Source organism: Xanthomonas bromi, assembly GCF_900092025.1.
GTDB lineage: Bacteria > Pseudomonadota > Gammaproteobacteria > Xanthomonadales > Xanthomonadaceae > Xanthomonas > Xanthomonas bromi.
Window position 1 is genome coordinate 70,088 of the sequence record NZ_FLTX01000005.1, and the last position, 24,906, is coordinate 94,993.

Annotated in this window: 20 protein-coding genes, 9 tRNA genes and 1 other RNA gene; 21 read left to right on the top strand and 9 right to left on the bottom strand. The window is 63.4% G+C overall.

What is annotated here, in order from left to right:
• Window positions 1-23: 23 nt before the first annotated feature.
• From phoR to XBLMG947_RS01790, 3 genes are all read right to left on the bottom strand, one after another.
• Window positions 24-1,352, bottom strand: a complete 1,329-nt coding sequence (gene phoR, locus XBLMG947_RS01780) for a phosphate regulon sensor histidine kinase PhoR (protein ID WP_065466117.1) — start codon at window positions 1,350-1,352, stop codon at window positions 24-26.
• Between the two features lie 71 nt (window positions 1,353-1,423).
• Window positions 1,424-2,113 (bottom strand): phosphate regulon transcriptional regulator PhoB, encoded by a 690-nt coding sequence (gene phoB, locus XBLMG947_RS01785; protein WP_002806631.1) that lies wholly within the window; start codon window positions 2,111-2,113, stop codon window positions 1,424-1,426.
• A 185-nt stretch (window positions 2,114-2,298) separates the two neighbouring features.
• Window positions 2,299-3,945, bottom strand: coding sequence for a M48 family metalloprotease (locus XBLMG947_RS01790; RefSeq protein WP_065466118.1), 1,647 nt, complete (start codon window positions 3,943-3,945; stop codon window positions 2,299-2,301).
• A 148-nt stretch (window positions 3,946-4,093) separates the two neighbouring features.
• On the opposite strand from XBLMG947_RS01790, the gene grxC reads away from it, so the two are divergent.
• Window positions 4,094-4,402 (top strand): glutaredoxin 3, encoded by a 309-nt coding sequence (gene grxC, locus XBLMG947_RS01795; RefSeq protein ID WP_065466119.1) that lies wholly within the window; start codon window positions 4,094-4,096, stop codon window positions 4,400-4,402.
• Window positions 4,399-4,794 (top strand): carboxymuconolactone decarboxylase family protein, encoded by a 396-nt coding sequence (locus XBLMG947_RS01800; protein WP_017158115.1) that lies wholly within the window; start codon window positions 4,399-4,401, stop codon window positions 4,792-4,794. Before grxC ends, XBLMG947_RS01800 begins: the two co-directional genes overlap by 4 nt.
• Before the next feature lie 109 nt (window positions 4,795-4,903).
• Here XBLMG947_RS01800 and XBLMG947_RS01805 read toward each other — a convergent pair.
• Window positions 4,904-4,982: non-coding RNA, sX9 sRNA (locus tag XBLMG947_RS01805), on the bottom strand.
• 180 nt (window positions 4,983-5,162) lie between these two features.
• Here XBLMG947_RS01805 and XBLMG947_RS01810 point away from each other — a divergent pair.
• Entirely contained in the window at window positions 5,163-6,170 is a 1,008-nt protein-coding gene (locus XBLMG947_RS01810) for an isocitrate dehydrogenase (protein WP_010368534.1), read from the top strand.
• Window positions 6,171-6,283: 113 nt separating this feature from the next.
• On the opposite strand, the gene XBLMG947_RS01815 is transcribed toward XBLMG947_RS01810, so the two are convergent.
• Window positions 6,284-7,045 (bottom strand): Bax inhibitor-1/YccA family protein, encoded by a 762-nt coding sequence (locus XBLMG947_RS01815; RefSeq protein WP_065466120.1) that lies wholly within the window; start codon window positions 7,043-7,045, stop codon window positions 6,284-6,286.
• 150 nt (window positions 7,046-7,195) lie between these two features.
• On the opposite strand from XBLMG947_RS01815, the gene XBLMG947_RS01820 reads away from it, so the two are divergent.
• The 4 genes from XBLMG947_RS01820 (at window position 7,196) to XBLMG947_RS01835 (ending at window position 7,669) form a co-directional block, all read left to right on the top strand.
• Window positions 7,196-7,272: transfer RNA gene (locus XBLMG947_RS01820), tRNA-Pro, on the top strand.
• 42 nt (window positions 7,273-7,314) lie between these two features.
• A tRNA-Arg gene (locus XBLMG947_RS01825) sits at window positions 7,315-7,391 on the top strand.
• A 32-nt stretch (window positions 7,392-7,423) separates the two neighbouring features.
• A tRNA-His gene (locus XBLMG947_RS01830) sits at window positions 7,424-7,500 on the top strand.
• A 93-nt stretch (window positions 7,501-7,593) separates the two neighbouring features.
• Window positions 7,594-7,669, top strand: a tRNA-Lys gene (locus tag XBLMG947_RS01835).
• Window positions 7,670-8,099: 430 nt separating this feature from the next.
• Here XBLMG947_RS01835 and XBLMG947_RS01840 read toward each other — a convergent pair.
• Window positions 8,100-9,368 (bottom strand): two-component system sensor histidine kinase NtrB, encoded by a 1,269-nt coding sequence (locus XBLMG947_RS01840; RefSeq protein ID WP_065466121.1) that lies wholly within the window; start codon window positions 9,366-9,368, stop codon window positions 8,100-8,102.
• Window positions 9,369-9,665: 297 nt separating this feature from the next.
• On the opposite strand from XBLMG947_RS01840, the gene XBLMG947_RS01845 reads away from it, so the two are divergent.
• The 10 genes from XBLMG947_RS01845 (at window position 9,666) to XBLMG947_RS01890 (ending at window position 19,073) form a co-directional block, all read left to right on the top strand.
• Window positions 9,666-9,750 (top strand) — tRNA-Leu (locus tag XBLMG947_RS01845).
• A gap of 199 nt (window positions 9,751-9,949) precedes the next feature.
• A complete protein-coding gene (gene tig / locus XBLMG947_RS01850) occupies window positions 9,950-11,242 on the top strand; it encodes a trigger factor (RefSeq protein ID WP_065466122.1) in 1,293 nt (430 codons plus the stop codon).
• A gap of 92 nt (window positions 11,243-11,334) precedes the next feature.
• Entirely contained in the window at window positions 11,335-11,961 is a 627-nt protein-coding gene (clpP, locus tag XBLMG947_RS01855) for an ATP-dependent Clp endopeptidase proteolytic subunit ClpP (RefSeq protein ID WP_002806026.1), read from the top strand.
• 125 nt (window positions 11,962-12,086) lie between these two features.
• Window positions 12,087-13,373, top strand: coding sequence for an ATP-dependent Clp protease ATP-binding subunit ClpX (gene clpX / locus XBLMG947_RS01860; RefSeq protein ID WP_011257881.1), 1,287 nt, complete (start codon window positions 12,087-12,089; stop codon window positions 13,371-13,373).
• Window positions 13,374-13,518: 145 nt separating this feature from the next.
• The gene (gene lon, locus XBLMG947_RS01865; RefSeq protein WP_065466123.1) at window positions 13,519-15,990 is read left to right on the top strand and encodes an endopeptidase La; all 2,472 of its coding nucleotides are present in this window, start codon (window positions 13,519-13,521) and stop codon (window positions 15,988-15,990) included.
• 214 nt (window positions 15,991-16,204) lie between these two features.
• Window positions 16,205-16,477: an HU family DNA-binding protein gene (locus XBLMG947_RS01870; RefSeq protein WP_002806049.1), complete on the top strand. Its 273-nt coding sequence runs from the start codon at window positions 16,205-16,207 to the stop codon at window positions 16,475-16,477.
• Window positions 16,478-16,488: 11 nt separating this feature from the next.
• Window positions 16,489-16,563, top strand: a tRNA-Val gene (locus XBLMG947_RS01875).
• 28 nt (window positions 16,564-16,591) lie between these two features.
• Window positions 16,592-16,668, top strand: a tRNA-Asp gene (locus XBLMG947_RS01880).
• 93 nt (window positions 16,669-16,761) lie between these two features.
• Window positions 16,762-16,838: transfer RNA gene (locus XBLMG947_RS01885), tRNA-Asp, on the top strand.
• 264 nt (window positions 16,839-17,102) lie between these two features.
• Entirely contained in the window at window positions 17,103-19,073 is a 1,971-nt protein-coding gene (locus XBLMG947_RS01890; protein ID WP_065466124.1) for a peptidyl-prolyl cis-trans isomerase, read from the top strand.
• Between the two features lie 660 nt (window positions 19,074-19,733).
• Here the strand turns inward: XBLMG947_RS01890 and XBLMG947_RS01895 are convergent.
• Entirely contained in the window at window positions 19,734-20,915 is a 1,182-nt protein-coding gene (locus tag XBLMG947_RS01895; RefSeq protein WP_065466125.1) for a transglycosylase SLT domain-containing protein, read from the bottom strand.
• Window positions 20,912-21,679, bottom strand: a complete 768-nt coding sequence (gloB, locus tag XBLMG947_RS01900; protein WP_065466126.1) for a hydroxyacylglutathione hydrolase — start codon at window positions 21,677-21,679, stop codon at window positions 20,912-20,914. Before gloB ends, XBLMG947_RS01895 begins: the two co-directional genes overlap by 4 nt.
• Before the next feature lie 12 nt (window positions 21,680-21,691).
• Between gloB and XBLMG947_RS01905 the strand changes: the two genes are divergently transcribed.
• From XBLMG947_RS01905 to dnaQ, 3 genes are read left to right on the top strand one after another with little or no spacing between them, the layout of a single operon-like run.
• Window positions 21,692-22,348, top strand: a complete 657-nt coding sequence (locus XBLMG947_RS01905; RefSeq protein ID WP_065466127.1) for a hypothetical protein — start codon at window positions 21,692-21,694, stop codon at window positions 22,346-22,348.
• Between the two features lie 27 nt (window positions 22,349-22,375).
• Window positions 22,376-22,828 carry a ribonuclease HI gene (rnhA, locus tag XBLMG947_RS01910; RefSeq protein WP_065466128.1) on the top strand — a complete coding sequence of 151 codons (453 nt, stop codon included), beginning with the start codon at window positions 22,376-22,378 and terminating at the stop codon, window positions 22,826-22,828.
• Window positions 22,829-22,836: 8 nt separating this feature from the next.
• A complete protein-coding gene (gene dnaQ, locus XBLMG947_RS01915) occupies window positions 22,837-23,571 on the top strand; it encodes a DNA polymerase III subunit epsilon (protein ID WP_065466129.1) in 735 nt (244 codons plus the stop codon).
• A 291-nt stretch (window positions 23,572-23,862) separates the two neighbouring features.
• Here the strand turns inward: dnaQ and XBLMG947_RS01920 are convergent, their stop codons facing one another.
• Window positions 23,863-24,567 (bottom strand): PP2C family protein-serine/threonine phosphatase, encoded by a 705-nt coding sequence (locus XBLMG947_RS01920; RefSeq protein ID WP_019302615.1) that lies wholly within the window; start codon window positions 24,565-24,567, stop codon window positions 23,863-23,865.
• Between the two features lie 196 nt (window positions 24,568-24,763).
• Here XBLMG947_RS01920 and XBLMG947_RS01925 point away from each other — a divergent pair.
• Window positions 24,764-24,854 (top strand) — tRNA-Ser (locus XBLMG947_RS01925).
• Window positions 24,855-24,906: the final 52 nt, after the last annotated feature.

A 24,906-nucleotide genomic window follows, 5' to 3' on the forward strand; every position in this document is an offset into this window, starting at 1 on the left:
ATGCGGCGCGCACTGACTACATATCACGCCGAGCGTGACAGTGGCACCGATGGCGCGCGCTGTACGACGCGCGCAGCCACGAAATGACACGAGAATTCGCTGCCGCGTCCCACTTCGCTTTCGATGTCCAGGCGCGCCTGGTGCAGCCCCAGGATGTGTTTGACGATCGATAGCCCAAGCCCGGTACCGCCGCTCTCGCGCGAGCGGCTGCTCGAGACGCGATAGAAGCGCTCGGTGATGCGCGGCAGATGCGAGGCGGGAATGCCGTAGCCGGTGTCGCGCACTGCCAGCGCCGCACCATCGCCTTCGCGCACGAAACGGATCGTCACCTTGCCGCCGCCAGGCGTGTAGCGCACCGCGTTGGTCACAAGATTGGAAAATGCGCTGTGCAGTTCCTTGTTGGAGCCGAGCAGATCCACGTCGGCCTCGTCGAACACTTCCACGGTATGGCGGCCCTGGCTGTGCGCCTCGGCCTCGCGGCGCAGGGTCGACAGCATGGGCGCCATCGCCACGTGTTCTTCGCCCAGTTCTTCCTGCGATTCCAGCCGCGACAGCGTCAACAGATCTTCGACCAGTTGTGCCATGCGCTGCGATTGCTTGCGCATTTCCGCCAGCATCGGACCCGAATCGGGGAAGTCTTCCGGGTCGAGCATGTCCAGATAGCCGTGCACCACCGTCAGCGGGGTGCGTAGCTCATGCGAGACGTTGGCCACGAAGTCGCGGCGCACCTGCTCCAGCCGCAGCAGCTTGCTGACATCGCGTGCCACCAGCAGCCAGTAGTCGTCGGAATAGGGAATCAGGCGCAGATTCAGGCGCAGATCCGGGTCCGCCGGCGAGGCGGCATCGAGCATCGGCTCGGCATTGCGCCCGGACGCCAGCCAATGCGCCAGCGGCAACGGCTGCAGCCGCTCCACGACGGAGACGCCCATGTCGACTGGATGATGCAGGCCGAGCAAACCGCCAGCGGCCTTGTTGAACCACTGCACGCGCTGGCTGTTGCGATCCACCACCACCACCGCATCCGGCAGCGCCTGCGCCGCGGCGCGGTAGGTCCGCAACATCTCGATCAAGCGCCGCTTGCGCCCGCGCATTTCGGCCTGGCTGCGATACAGCAGCCGGTCCAGTTCGTTCCAGGCGCCGATGCCGGCGGCAGGCTCGGCACGCTGACGCGCGGTGAGCCGTCTCAGCACCTGGCGCAGCCGCCAGTAATGCCACGCCAGCACGCCCAGGGCGGTGAGCGTCAGCGCCATCCACACATGCTCGATCAGCACGCCTGCAACGACGGCAGCGCCCAACAACAGCGCGAGGGTGCCGAGCGTCTTGAGCCAGGCGGAACGGATGTGTTGAGGCATGGAAGGCATTACCACGAAACGTCAGGTAGGCAGCCACCGGCCAGACTGCGGCCGGGCGGCTTTGCGGCACGTCAGGTCGCCGACGAAAAACGATAGCCCGAGCCACGCACGGTCTGCACCATGTTTTCCAGGCCGAACGGTTCCAGCGTCTTGCGCAGCCGGCGGATATGCACGTCGATGGTGCGCTCTTCCACATACACGCTGCCGCCCCAGACATGGTCCAGCAGCTGGGTGCGCGTATACACGCGCTCGGGGTGTGTCATGAAGAAATGCAGCAGGCGGTATTCGGTCGGGCCGATCGGCACCGGCGCATCGCCGGCAAACACGCGGTGTGCGGCGCCATCGATGCGCAAGCGTCCCACCGCCACGCTGCCGTCTTCATCGTCTTCGCGGGTACGCCGCATCACCGCGCGGATGCGGGCCAGCAATTCGCGGGCGGAGAACGGCTTGACCACGTAATCGTCGACGCCGGCTTCCAGTCCGCCGACGCGGTCGTTCTCTTCACCGCGCGCGGTCAGCATGATGATCGGAATCTCGCGGGTCAGCTGCTCCTTGCGCCAGCGCCGTGCCAGATCCAGGCCGCTGGTGCCCGGCAGCATCCAGTCCAACAGGATCAGATCTGGCACGCGGTCGGCGATGGCAGTCTGCGCCTCGCGTGCGTCGCCGGCATGGATGGGCTCGAACTCGCCTTTGCGTAGCGCGAACGCCACCATGTCGCGGATCGCGGGTTCGTCATCGACGATCAGAATGCGTTTCTGCACGCGGGGCTTACCGTCTGGTTTTGGTGATCGCCAGTAGACTACGGTTTTGTGACTCTAATGTGACAGGGCTGGCGCCACCTGTGTGACGGAGACAGCTCGGTAAAGCGAGCTGTGCAGCTCCGGTCGGCAGACAGCCCCTCGACACGCTGCTTCATGGTTGCACCACCTGCAACACGCACCGGCTCTCAGCGCTTGGATAAATCTGGGTCGCGGATGCCCTGGCGACGCAGCTCCAGGACGGTCGGGGTAATCGCGGCGATGCGGGCGTCCACGCGCGCCCGTGTCACATAGTCGAGATCTTTCTTCTTCAGCGCTTCCAGCTGAATCAGCGCCTGTTCGGCGCGGCCGTTCAAGAACGCTGCTTCGGCATACGCTTCGCTGGCGCGCAGGCGGTCGCCGGACAGCTCGCAGGCACGTGCGTAGCTTTGTTGCAGCAATGGGTCGTCGCTGCTCCGGTGCAGCAGCGGTTCCAGCACCTGGCGCGCGCGCTGGCCGGACTCCTTGCTGGCCTGCTCGTTGAGCGCGCTCGCGTAGGTCAGTGCCACCGCGCGGTTGTTCGGCAATTGCTTGAGCAGGACATCGAAGCGCGCATTGGCCGCCTCGCGCTGGCCCACACGCGCCTGCGCCTCGCTCAGACCCAGCGCCAGCCATAGGTTGTCCGGGTGTGCGTCTAACAGACTGGTCAGCTCGGCGACGGGTTCGCTCGGTCGACCGCCGCTGTTGCGCAGCCGCGCCAGTGCCAGCCCGTAGCGTTGCGCGTCGCTCAAGCCTTGTTTGGCACTGCGGCGCAGGTTTTCGTATTCGCGAATGGCCGCATCCGGCGTGGCTGCGCTGAGCACGCGCAGGCGTTCCTTGGCCCAATCGAAGCCCCGCTGGTCGGCACCGTGGCTGAGTGCGTCCACCGGCAGCCGCAGCGCGTAGGGCAGCAGCGCGTTGCCGTTGCGGCTCAGCGGCTCCGACAACGACGGGTCGGCGGGGTCCACGCGCTCCTGGCGCGTTCCGCCCGGCACCGAGGTGGTCAACACCACAGTGTTCTTCTTCATCTGCTCGGCGCGCACCTTGGCTTCGCTGATGCGGGTGACGGTGACCGGGTGGGTCTGTAGGAAATCCGGCGCGCTGTAGCCGCCTTCGTTGGCGCGCATCGCCACCGACATACGCTCGAAGAAGCCGGCCATGGCATCGACGTCGTAACCGCTGCGCACCAACGTGCGGATGCCCAGTCGGTCGGCCTCCGATTCGTTGGAGCGGGTGTAGTCGATCTGCCGCTGCTGCATCAGCCCCATCGCACTGGTGATGGTGGCCATGGTGGCATCGCCCTTGGAGTTGCCCCCGGCCTGCTGCGCCGCCACCACCGCAGCCAGCATGCCGAGCAGGATCGGGATCTGGTCGCGTTGCGCGCGCTCCACCCCGCGCAGCACGTGCTGCTGGGTAACGTGGGCGATTTCGTGCGACAGCACCGCCGCCACTTCGTCCTCGCGCTCGGCGGTCAACACCAGCCCGGCGTTGACCGCGATATAGCCGCCCAGTGTGGCGAACGCATTGATCTGGCGGTCGCGCAGCATGAAAAACGTAAACGGCTGCTGCGGTTGGTCGCTGTTGGCGCCCAGCCGGGTGCCCATGGTCTGCAGCCAATCGGTGATCAGCGGGTCGTCCAGCACGTAGTCGTAGTTGCGCAACTCGGCCAGCATCATCCGGCCGTACTCGGCCTGGCGCGCCGGGGTCAGCAACTCGCCGGCCGACGAGCCGATGTCGGGCAGGCGGTTTTCCTGCGCAGGTGTCACACCCATGGCAACAGCCAGCGTGAAGGCAGTAGCGAGTGGTAGCAGGCGCAAGGGAGACTCCAGGTGATGCGCGGAGCATGCGGGCAGCGCGGCGCGGTGGCGTGAATCATCGGTTAACCCACAGTGTTGCGGTGACGACATGGAAATTCCAGTCGCCCGGTACCATGTGTCAGACATCACACCCACCACGGAGTTTCCCGTGAGCCAAGACGATACCGATCAGCACGCGGCCTCCGATCCGCAGATCACCCTGTATTCCTCCGCCATCTGCCCGTATTGTGTGGCGGCCAAGAACTTCCTCAGGAGCAAGGGCAAGACCTGGACCGAGGTGCGGATCGATCTGGACCCGGTCGAGCGCGACAAGATGATCGCTCTGGCCAAGCGCACCAGCGTGCCGCAGATCTTCGTCGGCGACGTCCATGTGGGCGGCTACGACGACATGATGGCCATGCACCGGGCCGGCAAGCTCGAGTCGTTGTTGGCCGGCAGCGCGGGCGGTCAGGCATGAGTGGTTCCGACGACGGTAGCGCCGATCGCCTGCGCGAGTTCACCGAATTCCGTCAGCGCATGAACCAGCGCATCCTGGCCGAGCCGAACCAGGTGGTGCGACGCTTCTTCGCGCTGGACACGCAGACCTACCAGGCCGGCGCCCTGGACGTGAAAACCAAGGAACTGCTTGGCCTGGTCGCTTCCATGGTGCTGCGCTGCGACGACTGCATCAGCTACCACGTGGCCCAGTGCAAAGAAGCCGGCGTGAGCCGGGAAGAGTTCTTCGAAACCTTCTCGGTCGGCCTGGTGGTCGGCGGCTCCATCGTCATCCCGCATCTGCGCCGCGCGGTGGATTTCCTCGACCAACTCGAAGGTGGCGCGCAGGCGCCTGCCCAGCACGCCCACGACTGAGTGTGGTGCTGACGCACGGGAGTGGGGATTGGGGATTCGTACAAGCGAGCAAGACACGCGCCGCCCAATGAGGCGGCGCGTTTCGTTTGGGCGCCGGGGGCTCTTGGAGGGTTACCAAGACATAGCGGGCAGTCGTCAGGCGGTGTGGGCGGCACGCAGGAACCGCAGTGCACGGAGGACGGACACATGCCGATTCCGAGCACCGGCTGCGGTAGCCTGGCCGCGCAGTCGTTTGATGGTGGCCCTTAGACCAAGGTCGGTTTGGGCGCCTTCACCGGCATCGGGCATAATTCCCGGTGAAACCTCATTGCGCCGATCTGCCGGGTTGACGGCTGGCGCTCCCCCCTCAAGTTCGGAAACCCAACGTTATGACGCAGACAATCACGGTCATCCGCGGCGACGGTATTGGCCCGGAGATCATGGATGCCACGCTGTTCGTGCTCGACGCGCTGCAAGCTGGCCTGACCTACGAGTACGCCGACGCCGGCCTGGTCGCGCTGGAAAAGCACGGCGATCTGCTGCCCGAGTCCACCCTGGCCTCGATCACCAAGAACAAGGTGGCGCTGAAAAGCCCGCTGACCACACCGGTCGGCGAGGGCTTCAGTTCGATCAACGTCGCCATGCGTCGCAAGTTCGACCTGTACGCCAACGTGCGTCCGGCCAAGTCGTTCCCGAACACCAAGTCGCGTTTCGCCGACGGCGTGGACCTGATCACGGTGCGCGAGAACACCGAAGGCGCCTACCTGAGCGAAGGCCAGACCGTGTCCGAGGATGGCGAGACCGCGTTCTCCGGCACCCGGATCACCCGCAAGGGCTCCGAGCGCATCGTGCGCTACGCCTTCGACCTGGCACGCGCCACCGGCCGCAAGAAGGTCACTGCGGTGCACAAGGCCAACATCATCAAGTCGACCTCGGGCCTGTTCCTGAAAGTTGCGCGCGATGTCGCCGCGCAATACCCGGAAATCGAATTCCAGGAAATGATCGTCGACAACACCTGCATGCAGCTGGTGATGCGTCCGGAGCAGTTCGACATCATCGTGACCACCAACCTGTTCGGCGACATCATCTCCGACCTGTGCGCTGGTCTGGTCGGCGGCCTGGGATTGGCTCCGGGTGCCAACATCGGTCTGGACGCGGCGATCTTCGAAGCCGTGCACGGCTCGGCGCCGGACATCGCAGGGCAGGGCAAGGCCAACCCGTGCGCACTGCTGCTGGGCGCCGCGCAGATGCTGGACCACATCGGCCAGCCGCAGAACGCCGAGCGCCTGCGCGAAGCCATCGTGGCTACCCTGGAAGCCAAGGACTCGCTGACTCCCGACCTGGGCGGCACCGGCAACACCATGGGCTTCGCCAAGGCCATCGCCAGCCGTCTTTGAGCACACTGGTTGATCGCACAAAAAGAAAAGGGCGCCTAGGCGCCCTTTTCTTTTGCTCAAAATCCGGATGGCCGGGGGACTGCTCTTGCGATTCCCCAATCCCGATTCCCCGCTTAATTGCGCGACTGCAGCTTCGACAGCAAACGCAGGAACTCGATGTACAGCCACACCAACGTCACCATCAGGCCGAACGCGCCGTACCACTCCATGTGCTTGGGAGCGCCCTGTTCGACGCCGCTTTCGATGAAGTCGAAGTCCAGCACCAGGTTCAAGGCCGCCACCACCACCACGAACAGGCTGAAACCGATGCCGATCAGGCCCGAATCGTGGATGAAGGGGATGCGCACGTCAAAGAAGCCCAGCACGATGGTGGCCAGATACACCAGCGCGATACCGCCGGTGGCCGCGACCACGCCAAGCTTGAAGTTCTCGGTGGCCTTGATCATGCCGCTGCGATAGGCGAACAGCAGCGCGAACATCGTACCGAAGGTCAGCAGCACCGCCTGGAACACGATGCCGTTGAAACGTGCCTCATAGACCGCCGAGATCGACCCGAGGAAGAAGCCTTCCACCAACGCATACAGCGGCGCAGTGACCGGTGCCCAGGTGGGCTTGAAGCTGGTGGCCAGTGCGAACACCAAGCCACCGATCGCACCGGCGATCATGTACAGGCGCGCGGCAGGTAGTGGCATACCGTCGGCACCGATCGATTGCGACCAAGCGAAAGCGGCCGTGACCACCGCCATCAGCAACAGCGCACCGGTCTTGTTGACCGTGCCGTTGAGGGTCATCGCCTGACCGTCGCGGGTGACCACCGAGCCGGAGCCAGAGTCGAGGAATGTGGATTCCCGAAGAGCCGGGTTACCGCTACGCATGCGTGTTCTCCATGAAAGTTGTGCTCACCGTACTGGCGAGCGTTGTTGCGAGGATAGCTGATCGCCCGATTTACACAGAATGATTGACAGCGCGTCCAATCGTTCCCAAAATAGCCGACCTTTCCAGCCTTCGGGATTGAAAGGTCCCGCCGGGGTATAGCGCAGTCTGGTAGCGCGCCTGCTTTGGGAGCAGGATGTCGGGGGTTCGAATCCCTCTACCCCGACCATTCCGAGCTCCTAGCGGCGTGGGAATGCGAAGTTCGGTCCGGGCGCCCGTAGCTCAACCGGATAGAGCACCGGCCTTCTAAGCCGGCGGTTACAGGTTCGAGTCCTGTCGGGCGCGCCATCGGCGGTACGGTAGGAAGCAGGTTTTCAGTGGTGGCTGTAGCTCAGCTGGTTAGAGTACTGGATTGTGATTCCAGATGTCGGGGGTTCGAGTCCCCTCAGCCACCCCACTGATCACACGCGATTGTTGGAATGTTCGACCCGATGTATCACCGGGTGTTGCAACCAAGCAAAAATGCGCATACAATGTGCGACCAGTTTCAGGGCCGTTAGCTCAGTTGGTAGAGCAGTTGACTCTTAATCAATAGGTCCAAGGTTCGAATCCTTGACGGCCCACCAAATAAAAGCACTTAGGCAACTGTCTAGGTGCTTTTCTTTTTTCCGGCATTCAAAACAGAAGGGCGCGCGTTGTGCTTGCTGTAGACGAGTCAGGCCAGCGATAGATCTGTGTTGCGATGTCGCTGCAGTGTGGCGATATCGCCTGCATCGCAGATGCGTGGACATGGTCTCGCGCAGATGGCTTTCTCAAGCATTTCTCAGGCAAGTATCTACGCCGGAATGCTTGTTCTACGCGCGCTTCTCGCAGGCATTGGCACGGTTCCAATTCTGACCAGATCACCAGTCACGCCAAGAGCACCACGTTGCGCCATTTCGGCGCCACGTCACGACGGATAGTCAGGCCATCGTGCTGCATGCCTTGCGCAATCTGCGAGCAGTGCAGAAATCAGCCATGTCACGCACACTTACGCAAGGCCACCAACGCAACCGTCTAGCTTTGCTGCAGGCGCGGAAATGCCAGCACGAAGCGTGCGCCCTGGCCCGGGCCCGAGGTGACTCCCACAAAGCCTCCCGCCTGGCGCACCGCGCTATAGACCTGCGCCAATCCCAGGCCGGCGCCCTTATCCGCGTGCTTGGTGGTGAAGTAAGCCTCGAACAAGCGCGCCTGTACCGTGCTGTCCATGCCGTGCCCGGTATCGGCGACGGCGATGGTCATGTAATGCCCTGCCGGTTTTGTCAGCTGCGCGTCTTCTTCGTTGACGAAGGTTTCGCCGGTTTCCACGCTGATAGTGTCGCCGCTGGCGCAGGCATCGCGCGCATTGATCACCAGATTCAGGATGGCGCGCTCCACGGTGTGACGGTCGACCATGGCGCAACATCCGCCCTCTGCGGTGCGAAGCTGCAAGCGCAGCTCTGCGCCGACAACCTGTTCCAGCAGCGGACCGAGCTGTTCTGCCAGTTCGGCCAGGTCCACCGCTTCGGGGCTGTAGGGGTATTGGCGCGAGAAACCAACCAGGCGCTGCGCCATCACCGAGCCGTGCTGAAGTGCGGCATCGGCCACACTTAGCAGCTTGGCGTCGTGCCTGTCGATCTGCGCACGCTGCACGACCAGGTCGATCGCCGATGTGGCTGCCTGCAGCACGTTGTTCAAATCATGGACCACCCCGGCCAGCAGTTGTCCCACCGCTTCGCCTTTCTGCGCCTGCTCGGAGATCTTTTCGGCGGCGTCCTGTGCGGCGCGCGCAATGTCCAGATCGCCTTCGATGCGCTCACGCAGGTCGCGCAAGCTGTGCAGCTCGGTCGACAGAGAATGTTCGCGTGCGCGCGCCAGCATCAGGGCGCTGGTGGAAAAGGCGCGCTCTGCCACCAGGGTGCTGTCCAGGGTATGAAAGGCTGACTCCAGCGCGCGGCGGTCGGGGACGTTCCTGCTGACCGCCAAGACCGCCTCGACGTTGCCTTGCTCGTCGAACAACGGGCTGGTGACGACCTGCCAGGTCTGGCGCACGCCGGCCAGGTTCACGCAGATGGCTTCAAATTCATGGATTGCGCCTTTCGCCGACTCGGCCATGGCCACATCCACCGCGTTGGCGGCTTCGCTCGGCCAGAGCTCGCGCCAGGGTCGGGCGATCACTTGATCTGCAGATGTGGCGCCAAGTCCGGCCAGCCCATTGACGTTGACCGACGTAATCCGCCCCTCAAGATCGATTTCTTTGATGCAATCGCGCGACAGTGCCACGATCTGGCGATATCGGTCTCTCATCGCGACTGCTGCCCCTCAACTGAAATTAACGGAATTTTCGCAAATCCTTCTGCTGAGATGTCCATCCAGAAAGTAAGAGCTTGGTCTGGATTCAGCCGGAGGGTTCATTCTTCACGCTCTCGCACGGCGTGGAGTCTCCAATCCGCTGGTGAAGCAGCGCCGTCGTAGGAAGCTCCGCCACCCTGGTGATACGCAACAGCCAATTGCAACGCTTTTTCTTTGCGGGCATCCCTGCAACAATACCTGGGCATCTGCGGCATCTGCGGCATCTGCGGCATCTGCGGCATCTGCGGCATTGCGAAAGTGGCGGAATTGGTAGACGCACCAGATTTAGGTTCTGACGCCGCAAGGCGTGGGGGTTCGAGTCCCCCCTTTCGCACCAATGCAGTGCGGCCGTGAGTGCTCCGGCCGCTGCAGCTTCTGCAAGCCGGCTTCACGCTGCGGACGTTATTGCGCGCGTCCCGCTGGTAGCCGCCACCGTTATCGGCGAAACTACAAGGCTCGGCGGCATTCTCGCCATCCGTCAACCCGCATCTTCCATCTCGTGCCGACGCTGTGCGCTGTCGGTGGCAGGAGTCAACATGCAAGCATCGATCGAATCCACCGGCAATCTGGAACGCCGCCTGACCTTCACCCTGCCACAGGAGCGTCTGGAGACCCATGTCGGTGGCCGCCTGCGCGAACTGGCGCGGACCACGCGCATCAAGGGCTTCCGTCCCGGCAAGGTGCCGACCAAGGTCATCGAGCAGCGCTTCGGTCAGCAGGTGCGTGCCGAGGCGATGGAAGGCCTGCTGCGTGAGACCTTCGATTCGGCGGTGCGCGAGCATTCGCTGCGTCTGGCCGGCAACCCGCGTATCGACCAAGGCGAGACCGATTTCGACTTCGTCGCGACCTTCGAAGTCGTGCCGGACTTCGGCGACATTGACGTGACCAAGCTCTCGGTGGTGCGTGCCACTGCCGAAGTGACCGATGCCGATATCGACCAGATGATCGAAAATCTGCGTCTGCAGCGCCGCACCTGGAACCCGGTCGAGCGCGGCGCGCAGGTCGGCGATCTGGTGGCGCTGGAGACCTGGTCGCAGGCCGGCGACGAGCGTCTGCCCGCCGAAGGCGTCGAGACCGGCAGCAGCGTGCTGGGCTCGGGCGTGATGTTCGACCAGATCGAAAAGGGTCTGGAAGGCCTGACCAAGGGCGAAGAGAAGGCTCTGACCGTCGATTTCCCGGCCGAGTGGCGCGTGCCGCAACTGGCGGGCAAGACTGTGCAGGTGCACGTGAAGGCAGTTGAAGTGTCCGAGCCGGTATTGCCGGTCGTGGACAAGGAGTTCATCAAGAGCTTCGGCGTGAAGAGTGGCGATGCCGAGCAGTTCCGCGCCGACATCCGCACCAACCTGGAGCGCGAGCTCAAGGGTGCGCTGATGAATCGTCTGCGCCGCGAAGTGGGCGAGCAGCTGATCGCCGCCTACGCGCATGTCGAAATGCCGCCGCGCCTGGTTGAGAACGAAGCCCGTTCGATGCTGGCCCAGCAGGTCGAGCAGGTCCGCCGCAGCGGCCGCGATCCGGGCCAGGTGCCGGCCGATGCGCATCAGGGGTTCATGGACGCCGCCGCCAAGCGCGTGCTGGTCGGTCTGCTGGTCGGTGAAGTGGCCCGTCGCAACGAGCTGCGCCTGGAATCCAAGCGCGTCAGCGAAACGCTGCGTCTGATCGCTTCGACCTACGAAGAGCCGGAACAGGTCATTGAGATGTACCGCAACGATCCCCAACTGATGAATGGATTGCAGAGCCGTGTGATGGAAGAGCAGGTGATCGACTGGATCGCCGAGCGCGCCCAGCACACCGAGCAGTCGCTATCGTTCCAGGACGCCATCCGCGTCTGACCCTACAGTAAGAGAAGAGCCGCGCCTGCAGTCCGGGGCGCGGATGTCGAACACGGGCATCGGCACAGGCCGTTGCCACAACAGGAAGACTGATGAGCATTGTGACCAAAGCCCTGAACCTGGTGCCCATGGTGGTCGAGCAGACCAGTCGTGGCGAGCGTGCGTACGACATCTACTCGCGTCTGCTGAAGGAGCGTCTGATCTTCCTGGTCGGTCCCATCGACGACCATATGGCCAACGTCATCGTGGCCCAGCTGCTGTTCCTGGAAGCGGATAACCCGGAAAAGGACATCAGCATCTACATCAACTCGCCCGGCGGCGTGGTCACGGCCGGCATGGCGATATACGACACCATGCAGTACATCAAGCCGGACGTGAGCACCATCTGCGTCGGCCAGGCTGCCTCGATGGGCGCGCTGCTGTTGGCCTCCGGTGCCGCCGGCAAGCGTTATGCGCTGCCGAATTCGCGCGTGATGATCCATCAGCCGCTGGGCGGCTTCCAGGGCCAGGCGACCGATATCGACATCCATGCGCGCGAAATCCTGACCTTGCGCTCGCGCCTGAACGAGATCCTGGCCAAGCACACCGGCCAATCCCTTGAGACCATTGCGCGCGACACCGAGCGCGACAACTTCAAGAGCGCGGTCGATGCGCAAGCCTATGGGCTGGTGGATCAGGTGCTGGAGCGTCGTCCGGAAGAGTCGATCCAGCCGTCTTGATCGCCAGGTCGCTGAAATTGCAGGAAAATCCGGCAGGGTCGGGTGGGGCGAACCTCCTCCCGACCCTGTGCTATTCTCGAAATCGAACCCCCGTGCATCGGGTGGGGTAACTGGGTAACAGAAGCATGAGCGAAGACCGCCAAGGTCGTTCCGGCGACAGCAACAAGATTCTCTACTGCTCCTTCTGCGGTAAGAGTCAGCATGAAGTCCGCAAGCTGATTGCCGGTCCCAGCGTATTCATCTGCGATGAGTGCGTTGAGCTGTGCAACGACATCATTCGCGAAGAACTCGAAGAAAAGGCGCAGTCGGCCCGTTCCAGCCTGCCCAAGCCGCGCGAGATCCTCGAAGTGCTCGATCAATACGTGATCGGGCAGCTGCGCGCCAAGCGCACGCTCGCCGTGGCGGTCTACAACCACTACAAGCGCATCGAGAGCCGCAGCAAGAACGACGACGTCGAACTCGCCAAATCCAACATCCTGCTGGTCGGTCCGACCGGTTCGGGCAAGACGCTGCTGGCCGAAACGCTGGCGCGCCTGCTCAATGTGCCGTTCACGATCGCCGATGCCACCACGCTGACCGAAGCCGGCTATGTCGGCGAGGACGTGGAAAACATCATCCAGAAGCTGCTGCAGAAGTGCGACTACGACGTCGAGAAAGCGCAGCAGGGCATTGTCTACATCGACGAAATCGACAAGATCTCGCGCAAGAGCGAGAACCCATCGATCACCCGCGACGTGTCCGGCGAGGGCGTGCAGCAGGCGCTGTTGAAGCTGATCGAAGGCACGGTGGCATCGGTTCCGCCGCAGGGCGGCCGCAAGCATCCGCAGCAGGAATTCCTGCAGGTCGACACCAAGAACATCCTGTTCATCTGCGGCGGCGCGTTCGCCGGTCTGGACAAGGTGATCCAGCAGCGTTCCAACGATGCCGGCGGCATTGGTTTTGGTGCCAAGGTCAAGAGTAGCGAGCGTAAGCAGGAAGTCGGCAAGATCCTGGCTGAAGTCGAGCCGGAAGATCTGATCAAGTTCGGCCTGATCCCGGAGTTCGTCGGCCGCCTGCCCGTGGTCGCCACGCTCGAGGAACTCGACGAGCCGGCGCTGATCAAGATCCTGACCGAGCCGAAGAACGCCATCACCAAGCAGTTCAAGAAGCTGTTCGATATGGAAGGCGTGGAGCTGGAGTTCCGCGCGGACGCCTTGTCGGCGATCGCCAAGAAGGCGCTCAAGCGCAAGACCGGTGCACGTGGCCTGCGCACCATCGTCGAATCGGTGCTGCTGGACACCATGTACGAGCTGCCGTCGCAGGAAAATGTCAGCAAGGTGGTGGTGGACGAGTCGGTCATCGAGCACAAATCCGAGCCGTATCTGATCTATCAGGCGCAACCGGCACCGGCCAAGGCCGCGTCCGGGGACTGAGCCCTGCCAGCCGGCCGGCCAGGCAGTGTCCTCGCTGGCGGATAAAGGGTTTCCGACCGCTACTTGCAACGTCCAGCCGATGGCCCCATAACGGAGCCATCGGCTTTTTTTACGCCTTAAATTCCCACTTCCTGCGGAGCGCCCCATGGCCCAGTCCCAACCAGAAGTTCTCGATCTGCCAGTGTTGCCGCTGCGCGACGTGGTGGTGTTTCCGCACATGGTGATCCCGCTGTTCGTCGGCCGCGACAAGTCGATGCGCGCGCTGGAAAAGGCCATGGAGGCGGACAAGCGCATCCTGCTGGTGGCGCAGAAATCGGCTGAGACCGACGACCCTGCGTCGGCTGATCTGTATACCGTCGGCACCCTGGCGCAGGTGCTGCAACTGCTCAAATTGCCCGATGGCACCATCAAGGTGTTGGTCGAGGGCCTGTCGCGGGTCACCGTCGACAAGGTGGTCGAGCAGGACGGCGCTTTGCAGGGGCAGGGCGCCGAAGTGGACGCCAGCGATGCGCGCGAGCCACGCGAAGTGGAAGCGATCGCCCGTTCGTTGATGTCGCTGTTCGAACAGTACGTCAAGACCAATCGCAAGCTGCCGCCGGAGTTGCTGCAAACCCTGGCCGGCATCGACGAGCCGGGTCGCCTGGCCGACACCATCGCCGCCCACATCGGCGTGCGCCTGGCCGACAAGCAGCGCCTGTTGGAAATCACCGACATCGGCGAGCGGCTGGAATTGCTGGTCGGTCTGGTGGACGGCGAAATCGACGTGCAGCAGCTGGAAAAGCGCATCCGCGGCCGCGTCAAGTCGCAGATGGAAAAGAGCCAGCGCGAGTACTACCTCAACGAGCAGATGAAGGCCATCCAGAAGGAGCTGGGCGATCTGGATGACGCGCCGGGCGAGCTGGAAGAGTTGGCGCGCAAGATCGCCGAGTCCGGCATGCCCAAGCCGGTCGAGACCAAGGCCAAGGCCGAGCTCAACAAGCTCAAGCAGATGTCGCCGATGTCTGCCGAGGCGGCGGTGGTGCGCAACTATCTGGATTGGCTGCTAGGCGTGCCGTGGAAAAAGCGCACCAAGGTCCGCAAGGATCTGAAGGTGGCCGAAGACACCCTGGACGCCGATCACTACGGGTTGGACAAGGTCAAGGAGCGCATCCTTGAATACTTGGCGGTGCAGTCGCGGGTGAAGCAGATGAAGGGCCCGATCCTGTGCCTGGTCGGCCCGCCGGGCGTGGGCAAGACTTCGCTCGGGCAGTCGATCGCCAAGGCGACCAACCGCAAGTTCGTGCGCATGAGCCTGGGCGGCATCCGCGACGAGGCCGAAATTCGGGGCCACCGCCGTACCTATGTCGGTTCGATGCCGGGTCGCCTGGTGCAGAACCTCAACAAGGTCGGCAGCAAGAATCCGCTGTTCCTGCTGGACGAGATCGACAAGATGTCGATGGACTTCCGCGGTGACCCGTCGTCGGCGTTGCTGGAGGTGCTCGACCCCGAGCAGAACAGTTCCTTCAACGATCACTATCTGGAAGTGGATCTGGATCTGTCGGAGGTGATGTTCGTCGCCACCTCCAACTCGCTCAATATCCCCGGCCCGCTGCTGGACCGCATGGAAGTGATCCGTATCCCCGGTTACACCGAGGACGAGAAGCTCAACATCGCGATGCGCTACTTGGTGCCCAAGCAGATCAAGGCCAACGGTTTGAAGCCGGAAGAGATCGAAATCGGCAGCGACGCGATCCAGGACATCGTGCGGTATTACACGCGCGAATCGGGGGTGCGTAACCTCGAACGCGAAGTCGCCAAGATCTGCCGCAAGGTGGTCAAGGAAATCGCGCTCGCAGGTCCGCAGCCGGCGACCAAGAAGCTGGTGGCCAAGAAGGGTAAGCCGAAGGCGCTGGTGACCGTCAACGCGAAGAATCTGGACAAGTATCTGGGCGTGCGTCGCTTCGATTTCGGCCGCGCCGAGGAAGAAAACGAAATCGGTCTGGTCACCGGTCTGGCCTGGACCGAAGTCGGCGGCGAGTTGCTGCAGGTCGAATCCACGCTGGTGCCGGGTAAGGGCAATCTGATCCTCACCGGTCAGCTCGGCAATGTCATGAAGGAATCGGCATCGGCCGCGTTGTCGGTGGTGCGTTCGCGCGCCGAGCGTCTCGGCATCGATGTGGATTTCCTGCAGAAGCAGGACGTGCATGTGCACGTGCCCGATGGCGCCACGCCGAAGGACGGCCCCAGCGCAGGTATCGCGATGGTGACCTCGCTGGTATCGGTGTTGACCCGCGTGCCGATCCGTGCCGATGTGGCGATGACCGGCGAGATCACCCTGCGTGGGCGGGTCTCTGCGATCGGCGGATTGAAGGAGAAGTTGCTGGCTGCCCTGCGCGGCGGCATTCGCACCGTGTTGATCCCCGACGAGAACCGCAAGGACCTTGCCGACATTCCGGCCAACGTCACCCGCGACCTGAAGATCGTGCCGGTGAAGTGGATCGACGAGGTGCTCGACCTGGCACTGGAGCGTCCGCTGGCGCCGAAGAAGGCCAGCAAGGAAAAAGCGCGCAAGACAGCGTCGCGCGTCGCCGTGCGCGGCAAGTCGCGTAGCACACCGGGCACCCGCGTCAAGCACTAACGGGGGCTGTCTGGATCCTGGTAAAACAAGCCAAAACCCGCGTCGTTATTGGGTTTTGGCTTGCGTGCAGTTGGGGGCGCTGGTATAACTGCACGACTCGTGGGCGCGGCAAAATGTGATGCGTCACGCGATACCACTTGTGTCGGGTTCTTCGCTAACGGCAAGAGCGCCGATTGTCGATTCCGCGGCATCTGCCGCAAAGGGAGTTTCAAGAATGAATAAAACCGAATTGATCGATGGCGTTGCCGCTGCTGCTGACATCTCCAAGGCTGAAGCTGGCCGTGCTGTCGACGCGGTTGTGAGCGAAATCACCAAGGCGCTGAAGAAGGGCGACGCCGTCACCCTCGTTGGCTTCGGCACCTTCCAGGTCCGCGAGCGCGCTGAGCGTACCGGCCGCAATCCGAAGACCGGCGACAGCATCAAGATCGCCGCTTCGAAGAATCCTGCATTCAAGGCTGGTAAAGCCCTGAAGGATGCAGTAAACTAACCGACTCGCTAGGGTGCTTAGCTCAGCGGTAGAGCGTCTCCCTTACACGGAGAGGGTCGGGGGTTCGAAACCCTCAGCACCCACCATTAAGCACCAGGCAAACGTTTCAAGCGCGGAGCGGTAGTTCAGCTGGTTAGAATGCTGGCCTGTCACGCCGGAGGTCGCGGGTTCGAGTCCCGTCCGCTCCGCCAGTTACACCGAAGCCCCTGAGCAATTGGGGGCTTTGTTTTCTCCACGACATTCGCGTTGCGAATGGAGCAGAGGAAGATGTCCAAGTTTAAAGCGGAGCGGTAGTTCAGCTGGTTAGAATGCTGGCCTGTCACGCCGGAGGTCGCGGGTTCGAGTCCCGTCCGCTCCGCCAGTTATATCAAAGCCCTCGGCCTTGTGCCGGGGGCTTTTTTTTGGCTTTGATTCATTGCTGCGGGTCCTTCCATCGGCAGTTTGATGGAGTGTCACGCATCCTGTCGCTGCGCGTTCGGGGGCTTTCGATACCAAGCACACGCTGGCGGCGTTCACCCTTGACGCCTGTTGCTGTGCAACGACACCGTGGTAGCGGGCATTGGGCTGGGTGCTTGGCGTCAAGCGCGTTACACTGCGCGGCTCGCCCACAGGCCGTGATTTGCCAATGCTGCAGAAACTTCGCGACAAGACGTCAGGCTGGATCGCTACCGCCATCCTGGGGTTGCTGATGATTCCGTTCCTGTTCGTCATCGACAACAGCTACCTCGGCGGCATTGGCGCCAACAACGTGGCCAAGGTGCAGGCGCCGCCGAATTGGTGGAAATCGGCACCGTCGTGGTGGCCGGTCTCGCTGCTGTGGCAGCACCATGAAATCAGCACGCAGGATTTCCGCGCGCGTTTCGAGCAGGCGCGTATGCAGGAGCGTCAGCGTCAGGGCGACAAATTCGATCCGCGGACATTCGAATCCCGCGAAAACAAGCTGCAGGTGCTCGACCAGCTGGTCGACGAACAGGTGGTGCGACTGGGCGCGGAAGATGCCGGAATCGTCATTGGCGATACCACCGTGCGCGATTACATCGGCAGCATCCAGGCGTTTCAGGTCGATGGCAAGTTCAGTCCCGACCAGTACCGCGCCGCGCTTGCGCAAGGCACACCGCCGCGGACGCCGGCCCAGTTCGACGCATTGGTGCGCGATAGCCTGCAACAGTCGGTGATTCCGCAGGCCATTGCCGAATCGGGCTTCGCCACCAAGTCAGAGTTCGAGCGTCTGCTCAAGCTGATGGGCGAAACGCGCGACGTGCAGCTGGCCATGCTGCCGCCACCGGCCGCAGATACTGCGCCGGTGAGCGACGCGCAGATCAAGCAGTGGTACGACGGGCATACGCAGGATTTCCGTCAGCCGGAAACCGTCGCCATCGAATATGTGGAGCTCAATGCCGCCAAGATGCCGCCGGCAACCGCTGCGGACGAGGCCACATTGCGCAAGCGCTATGAAGACGAGAAGGCACGCTTCGTCGAGCCGGAACAGCGTCTTGCGTCGCATATCCTGATCAGTACCGGTAGCGATGCGGCGGCGCAGAAGGCTGCCGAGGCGAAGGCCGCAAAGCTCGCCGCAGAGGCCAAGCAGCCGGGCGCCGACTTTGCTGCATTGGCGAAGGCAAATTCCCAGGATCCCGGCTCCAAGGATGCCGGTGGCGATCTGGGTTGGGTCGAGAAGGGCACGATGGTCAAGCCGTTCGAGGACGCACTGTTCTCGATGAAGGCTGGCGATGTGGTGGGCCCGATCAAGAGCGAGTTCGGCTACCACGTGATCCGGCTGCGTGAGGTCAAGGGGGGGCAGGGCAAGGCGTTCGAGCAAGTGCGCGACCAGCTGGCCGCCGAGCAGCTCAGGGCCGATGCCGACAAGGCATTTGCCGATGTCAGCGGCAAGCTGGTAGACCAGGTGTACAAGAACCCGACCGCACTGGAGCCGGCGGCCAAGCAGGTCGGCCTGCCGGTGCAGACGTTGGGGCCGTTCTCGCGCAGCGATGCCAGCGGCGTTGCCGCCAATCCGGCCGTGCTGCGTGCGGCGTTTTCCGAAACGCTGGTGCAGGACGGGACGGTGAGCGATCCAATCACCATCGCACCGAACCATAGCGTGGTGTTGCGTGTGACCAGTCACACTGCCGAACAGGCCTTGCCCTTGGACAAGGTGCGCGACAAGGTGACGGCGGCGATCCGTGCGGACCGTGCCGGGAAGGCCGCCGCCGCTGCTGCAGATGCCCTGTTGGCACGCGTGCAGAAGGGCGAAACGCTTCAGGCGCTGGCTGCAAGCGAGAAGCTTCAGGTGCAGCCGATCCCGGGACTGCCGCGGACGGCACCAATCCCGACGCCGGCTGCGAACCGTACGATTTTCAGCGCACCGCGACCGACCGAAGGGAAGCCGTCGGTTGGCAAGGTGGAACTGGACGGCGGGCGCTTTGCTGTCTTCGTCATCAGCAAGGCCACTCCGGGCGATTTGAAGCAGATGCCGGCCGAGCAGCAGACGATGTTGCGCGAACAGCTGAGCCAGATCGACGGAAACAACGCCGCGCAGGCGTACGTCAAGGAAATGCGCAAGCGTTACAAGATCCAGATCGAAGAAGCCCAGCTGTAAGGCTGGATAAGCGATTGGTGACAGAAAAAGCCCGGGTAACCGGGCTTTTTCTGTGGGTGCTTGTTGTGGAGAAGATAGGTCGTGGGCGTCAATCCGACATCCGGCACGTATCGTGTTGCCGTCGCTGTGTGCCTGCTTTTGCCGGCTGACGGCAGTTGCGCTTTTGGCTTGCCCATCGCTGGACTGTCAGCGCGGTCGCCTAACCATTGTCAGCTACTAGCTGCTGACGCCCGACGCTGCGACGACGCGCGGGGAAGGGATGCTGAAGGTGCACGCGCGGTGTCCTGCTGGTGACCTGCCAACACTGGATCAGCGGGAGGGTGATGCATGATTGACTCGGCAGGAAGCGTCGTTAACGTCATGGCTCACGCTGGGTCAGAATGTGCAGGCTTTTTTTTGCCGAAGCTCGGCTTGCAGGTGCAACGGCCAGGTCCGTTATGGGGAGTGACGCGTGGTAAGCGCTAAATAGGTGTGACGGCACCTAACTGCGCCCTTCGTGCTCCAATACATTTCGGTCACCCACCTCTCAGGATCCAAGCGACTTGAGCAATAAGGCGCGTTTGGTGAGCGTAGCTCCACTATTCGACGGGAGCGCACCGCTAAATGCCTGTTCGCAGTGCATTACGGCGGCACGCGGGGCTCGGCACACACCTCAGTGCGTCAAGGCGTGTCGTCGAACGACAGCACCATGCCAGGCTTCAGGATAGCGCTCTTGTCCAGACCGTTGCTGGCGAGCAGCGTCGTGACGGTCACGCCATAGCGGCGGGCAATTGCCCAGGCCGATTCGCCATCGCGCACGGTGTGGGTGCGTGTTGGCGAGGTCGAGGCTTTGCTGGCTGACCTGGCGACGACGGTCGGTGCGCCATCGTTGCTGTCGGCGCCACTTCCCGTATCGGCGGCTGCGACCACGGCGCCATTGGAACCGGGTTGCGCCGGCGCAATCGGCGCAAGCACGTGCACGCCGCGCGGTGCGGTGCGTGCGCCGGCAAGAGCGGGATTCAGGCGGGCGAGTAGCTGCGGCTCGATCGCACGCTGCCCGGCCCAGGCGTTGAGGCTGGTGCCCGCCGGCAGCGCATGTTCGGTGAGGACCGGTACCGGGCGATCCAGCGAGGTGAGCAAGTTACCCTGCTGCTGCGCATGATTGAGCACGCAGGCCAGGGCGTGCAGTTTTTCAACGTAGTCGTAGGTGACCTTGGACATGCCCGGTAATTCTGACGGGCGCGCGTTCTGTGCGTTCATCCCGGCACTGCGCATTGCCTGCAGCACGCGGTACTCGCCGGCGTTGTAGGCCATGAGCGCCAGTCGCCAGTCGCCGCCGAACATGCCGTAAAGCGTTTTGAGATAGCGCACCGCCGCCGTCGTGGAGTCCACTGCGGACAAGCGCCCGTCGTACTGCGCGCCGACCGGCACCCGGTGATTGCGCGCGGTGGTGGCGACAAATTGCCACAGGCCAGCGGGGCCGCTGCCGTTGCGTGCGCCGGGACGGTAACCACTTTCCACGAACGGAATCAGCGCGAATTCGGTCGGCATGTCGGCTTTGCGCAACTCATCGACCACGTAACCGAACAGCGGCAAGACGTCCTGGGCATCGTCTGCCAGGCGCGAAGGGGCTCGTGAAAAATGCTGTTCCCAACGGGTGTCGCTATGTGCGCTGTCGCAGCCCGGGTCGGCGCGCCCCTCCAGGAACGACGAAAAAATCTCACGACCGTTGCGGATGACGGGTGCGCTGGTCTGCGCGGCGGCGGCGCCCACGGTTGTAGAGCTTGCTGCGTCGTTAGGCGATGCGACTGCCGGTGCAATGGCCGAACAGGCGGCCAGTACTGCTAAAACCAGGCGCCTCATGCGCGAAATTCGTCTTTCCAGCGCCGAAGTTCGGCGAAAACATCGACTTCGGAGGAAAGTGCACCGGTTGCGTGCGATGCCGCTGCGGCGCGAATCTCGGGGTGGTCGGTGCGTAAGAACGGATTGGTGGCCAGTTCACTCTTGAGCGAAATCGGCAGGGTAGGACGGGCTGCGTGACGCATGGCCTGGGCTTCCTGTTGACGGCGCTGCAAGGCAGCGTTGGTGGGATCGACGTGCAGCGCAAACGCCGCGTTGGCCAGGGTGTATTCGTGGCCGCAACACACCAGCATTTCGCCAGGCAGGGACGCCAGGCGCTGCAACGAGTCGAACATCTGAGGTGCGGTACCTTCGAACATCCGCCCACAGCCTAGGCTGAACAGGGTATCACCGCTGAACAGATGACCTCCGCTGACGAAGGCAATGTGGCTCCGGGTGTGGCCGGGAACCTCCAGCACGTCGAATGCGGCTCCGAGCAGGCGCAAGCGCTCGCCCTGTCCCACCTGACGGGCTGCTGCTGAGATACGCTCATCGGCGGGCCCGAATAGGTCCAGCTGCGGCCAACGCGCCTGCAGCGCCGCCACGCCACCGATGTGGTCGGCATGGTGGTGGGTCAGCAAGATTGCGCTGGGGACCCATTCGTCGCGTTCTGCAGCGTCGATCACCGGCTCGGCCTGCCCGGGATCGACCACGATGGCGCGGCCATCGGCGGCGACCAATGCCCAGATGTAATTGTCGTCGAATGCGGGCAGGGCGATCAGTCGCATAGAATTGGGACCATGCCTTCCACGCCATTCTCCCGTCAAGCTGGCGTCTCATCCTGGTTTGAAACCGGTGCGGGACGCAGCCTGCTTCAGCTGGAGCGTCGTTTGGCGTTGGAGGCGCTGCAGACACGTCCGTCGCAACCCTGGTTATGGCTGACGCCGACGACCGAGTTGCCGCCGCGCGAGGCGCTGCAAGGTCGCGGTCTGCGGTTGCATCGCAGTGCCGGGCGCTTCGCCGGCGACGCGCGCTGCGCGATGCCGTTGCCGCTGCCGACCGAAAGCCTGCAGGCGATCATCGTGCAGCATGCGGTGGTTGGCGGGGCGGCGGATTTTTTGGCTGAGTGCGAGCGGCTGTTGATGCCGGGTGGCCGGCTGTGGCTGTTCACCCTCAATCCATTGAGCCCCTATCGCTTCCGTTGGGCACGCTGCGGCCCGGTGGCGCTGCGCCCGGATCGCTGGCGGGTGCTGGCGCAGCGCGCCGGCCTGCAGGGCGTGGAGACTGAGTGTTACCTCGGGCCGATCTGGCGTACCGGGCGTGGATCGTCCGACCACAGTCGCGCGCCCTGGCGTGCGGTGTATCTGCTGGAAGTGGAAAAGCGCGCTTCCGCGCCGATCGCGCCGACCCCGATTGCGCTGCCGTCGCGCTGGCCGCAGCCGGTGGCCACGATCTGACCTGTTTACGTTCAACCCTGGAACCTGATGAAATCTATTGAAGTGCATACCGATGGCTCCTGCCTCGGCAACCCTGGGCCGGGTGGTTGGGCGGCCTTGTTGCGTTACAACGGGCGCGAGAAGGAGCTGGCCGGCGGTGAAGCGGTATCTACCAACAACCGCATGGAGCTGATGGCGGCCATCATGGCGCTGGAAACGCTGACCGAGCCGTGCCAGATCGTGTTGCATACCGACTCGCAGTACGTGCGCCAGGGCATCACAGAGTGGATGCCGGGCTGGGTGCGGCGCAACTGGAAAACCGCCGGCGGCGATCCGGTCAAGAACAGGGAATTATGGGAGCGGCTGCACGCGGCCACGCAACGCCACAGCATCGATTGGCGTTGGGTGAAAGGCCACAATGGCGACCCGGACAACGAGCGCGTCGACGTGCTCGCCCGCAATCAGGCCACCGCCCAGCGCGATGGCCGTGCAACATCGTAAGAGGACACATGCGTCAAATCATTCTCGATACCGAAACCACCGGCCTGGAATGGCGCAAGGGCAACCGCGTCGTGGAAATCGGTGCGGTGGAGCTGCTGGAGCGGCGCCCGAGCGGCAATAATTTCCATCGCTATCTGAAGCCCGATTGCGACTTCGAGCCCGGTGCGCAGGAAGTGACCGGGCTGACCCTGGAATTTCTGGCCGATAAACCGTTGTTCGGTGATGTGGTGGACGAATTTCTCGCCTATATCGACGGCGCGGAATTGATCATCCACAACGCCGCGTTCGATCTGGGGTTTCTGGACAACGAGCTGGCGCTGCTGGGCGACAACTACGGGCGCATCGTCGAGCGCGCCACGGTGGTGGATACCTTGATGATGGCGCGCGAGCGCTATCCGGGACAGCGCAATTCGTTGGATGCCTTGTGCAAGCGCTTGGGCGTGGATAACTCGCATCGCCAGCTGCACGGCGCCTTGCTCGATGCGCAGATCCTGGCCGATGTCTATATCGCGCTGACCTCGGGGCAGGAGGAAATCGGTTTCGCCAGCGCTGACGCCGGCCAGCAGACCGACACTGCTAGCGGCATGATTGCGTTCGACCCGGCGCTGCTGTTGCCGCGTCCGCGCGTCGCGGTGACCGCCTCCGAAGCGCAGGCGCACGAGGCGCGCCTGGCGCAACTACGCAAAAAGGCCGGCCGGGCGTTGTGGGATCCGCCGGTCGAGGAAGTCGCTGTTGCCGGATAAGGTGTGACGCAAGATGCATCGCCGTTGTTGAAGAGCAGCGACGGCGCCAAGGTGTCTGAGTCGCCTTTTTTCGGCGATGACCATGCGCGCAGAACACGTCAGCCTGTTGCGATCTGCGAAGGGTCGCGCAAGGCGTCACCTCGCTTGTCGTTCGATCGATTGGCATGGTGTTGCAAACGCGTGTGACGTTTAACGGCAGAAACCAAGCGGTCCTGCCGGGCTAAACACTAGCCAAGGGGGGCGTGCATCCGCTGCGCACCTGTCGGCTCACGTCGTTCGCCGATCACAACGTCAGTAACTGCGCACCAGGATCGCGGTGATGTTGTCGGAACCGCCGCCATCCAGCGCTGCGGCGACCAGGCATTCCACGCATTCCTGTGCACTGCAATCGGCCTGCGACAAGGTGGCTGCGATGGCGGCATCGTCCACTTCTTCGGTCAAGCCGTCGCTGCAGAGCAATAGCTGCATGCCGGATTTGAGTTCGCCCTGCATGGTGGCGACATTCAGATGCGCCGGGTCGGTCACGCCCAACGCCTGGGTCACCACGTTGCGATGCGGATGTGCGCGTGCCTGCTCGCTGGTGAGCGTTCCCTGAGCGATGAGTTCCTGCACATAGCTGTGGTCCTGGCTCAGCTGGGCCAGCCGGCCATCGCGCCACAGGTAGGCGCGGCTGTCGCCGACCCAGGCCACTTCGAAACGCTGGCCCAGCACGCGCGCGGCGACCACCGTGGTGCCCATCGGCAAGGTGTCGTTGCAGCGGCGCGAGGTCTTGATGATCTCTTCGTCGGCGATGCGCACCGCCTGGGCCAGCGGGGTGCCGGCGCGGATTTCACGCACGATGGTTTCGCGCGCCAGTGCGCTGGCCACTTCTCCGCAGGCATGCCCGCCCATGCCGTCGGCCACCAGCCACAATCCCAGCTCGCTGTCGCCGTAATACGTGTCCTCGTTGAGGTCACGGCGCAGACCGACGTGGGTAAGGTGTCCGAATTCGAGCATGGGGCCGGGTCGCCAAGGAAAAGATGCGCGGCCATCATCGCGGCCTGGCCGGCTAGCGGCAACACACCCCGCACGGGCGTCGTAGTGCCGGTTCACGCCTGGGCGAGGGGCGCCTCCGCTGGCGCCGGCCCGGGCCGCTTGTGGCGGGGACCGTGTGCCCGTATGATGCACGGCCCCGGGACACCGGGGACCATCTGGAGAGGTGGCAGAGCGGTTGAATGTACCTGACTCGAAATCAGGCAGGCGTTTATAGCGCCTCGGGGGTTCGAATCCCCCCCTCTCCGCCAGATTGAGGCGATAAGTTGTGCCAGTGACGCGCGCGTTTTGCCGGCGTCATTG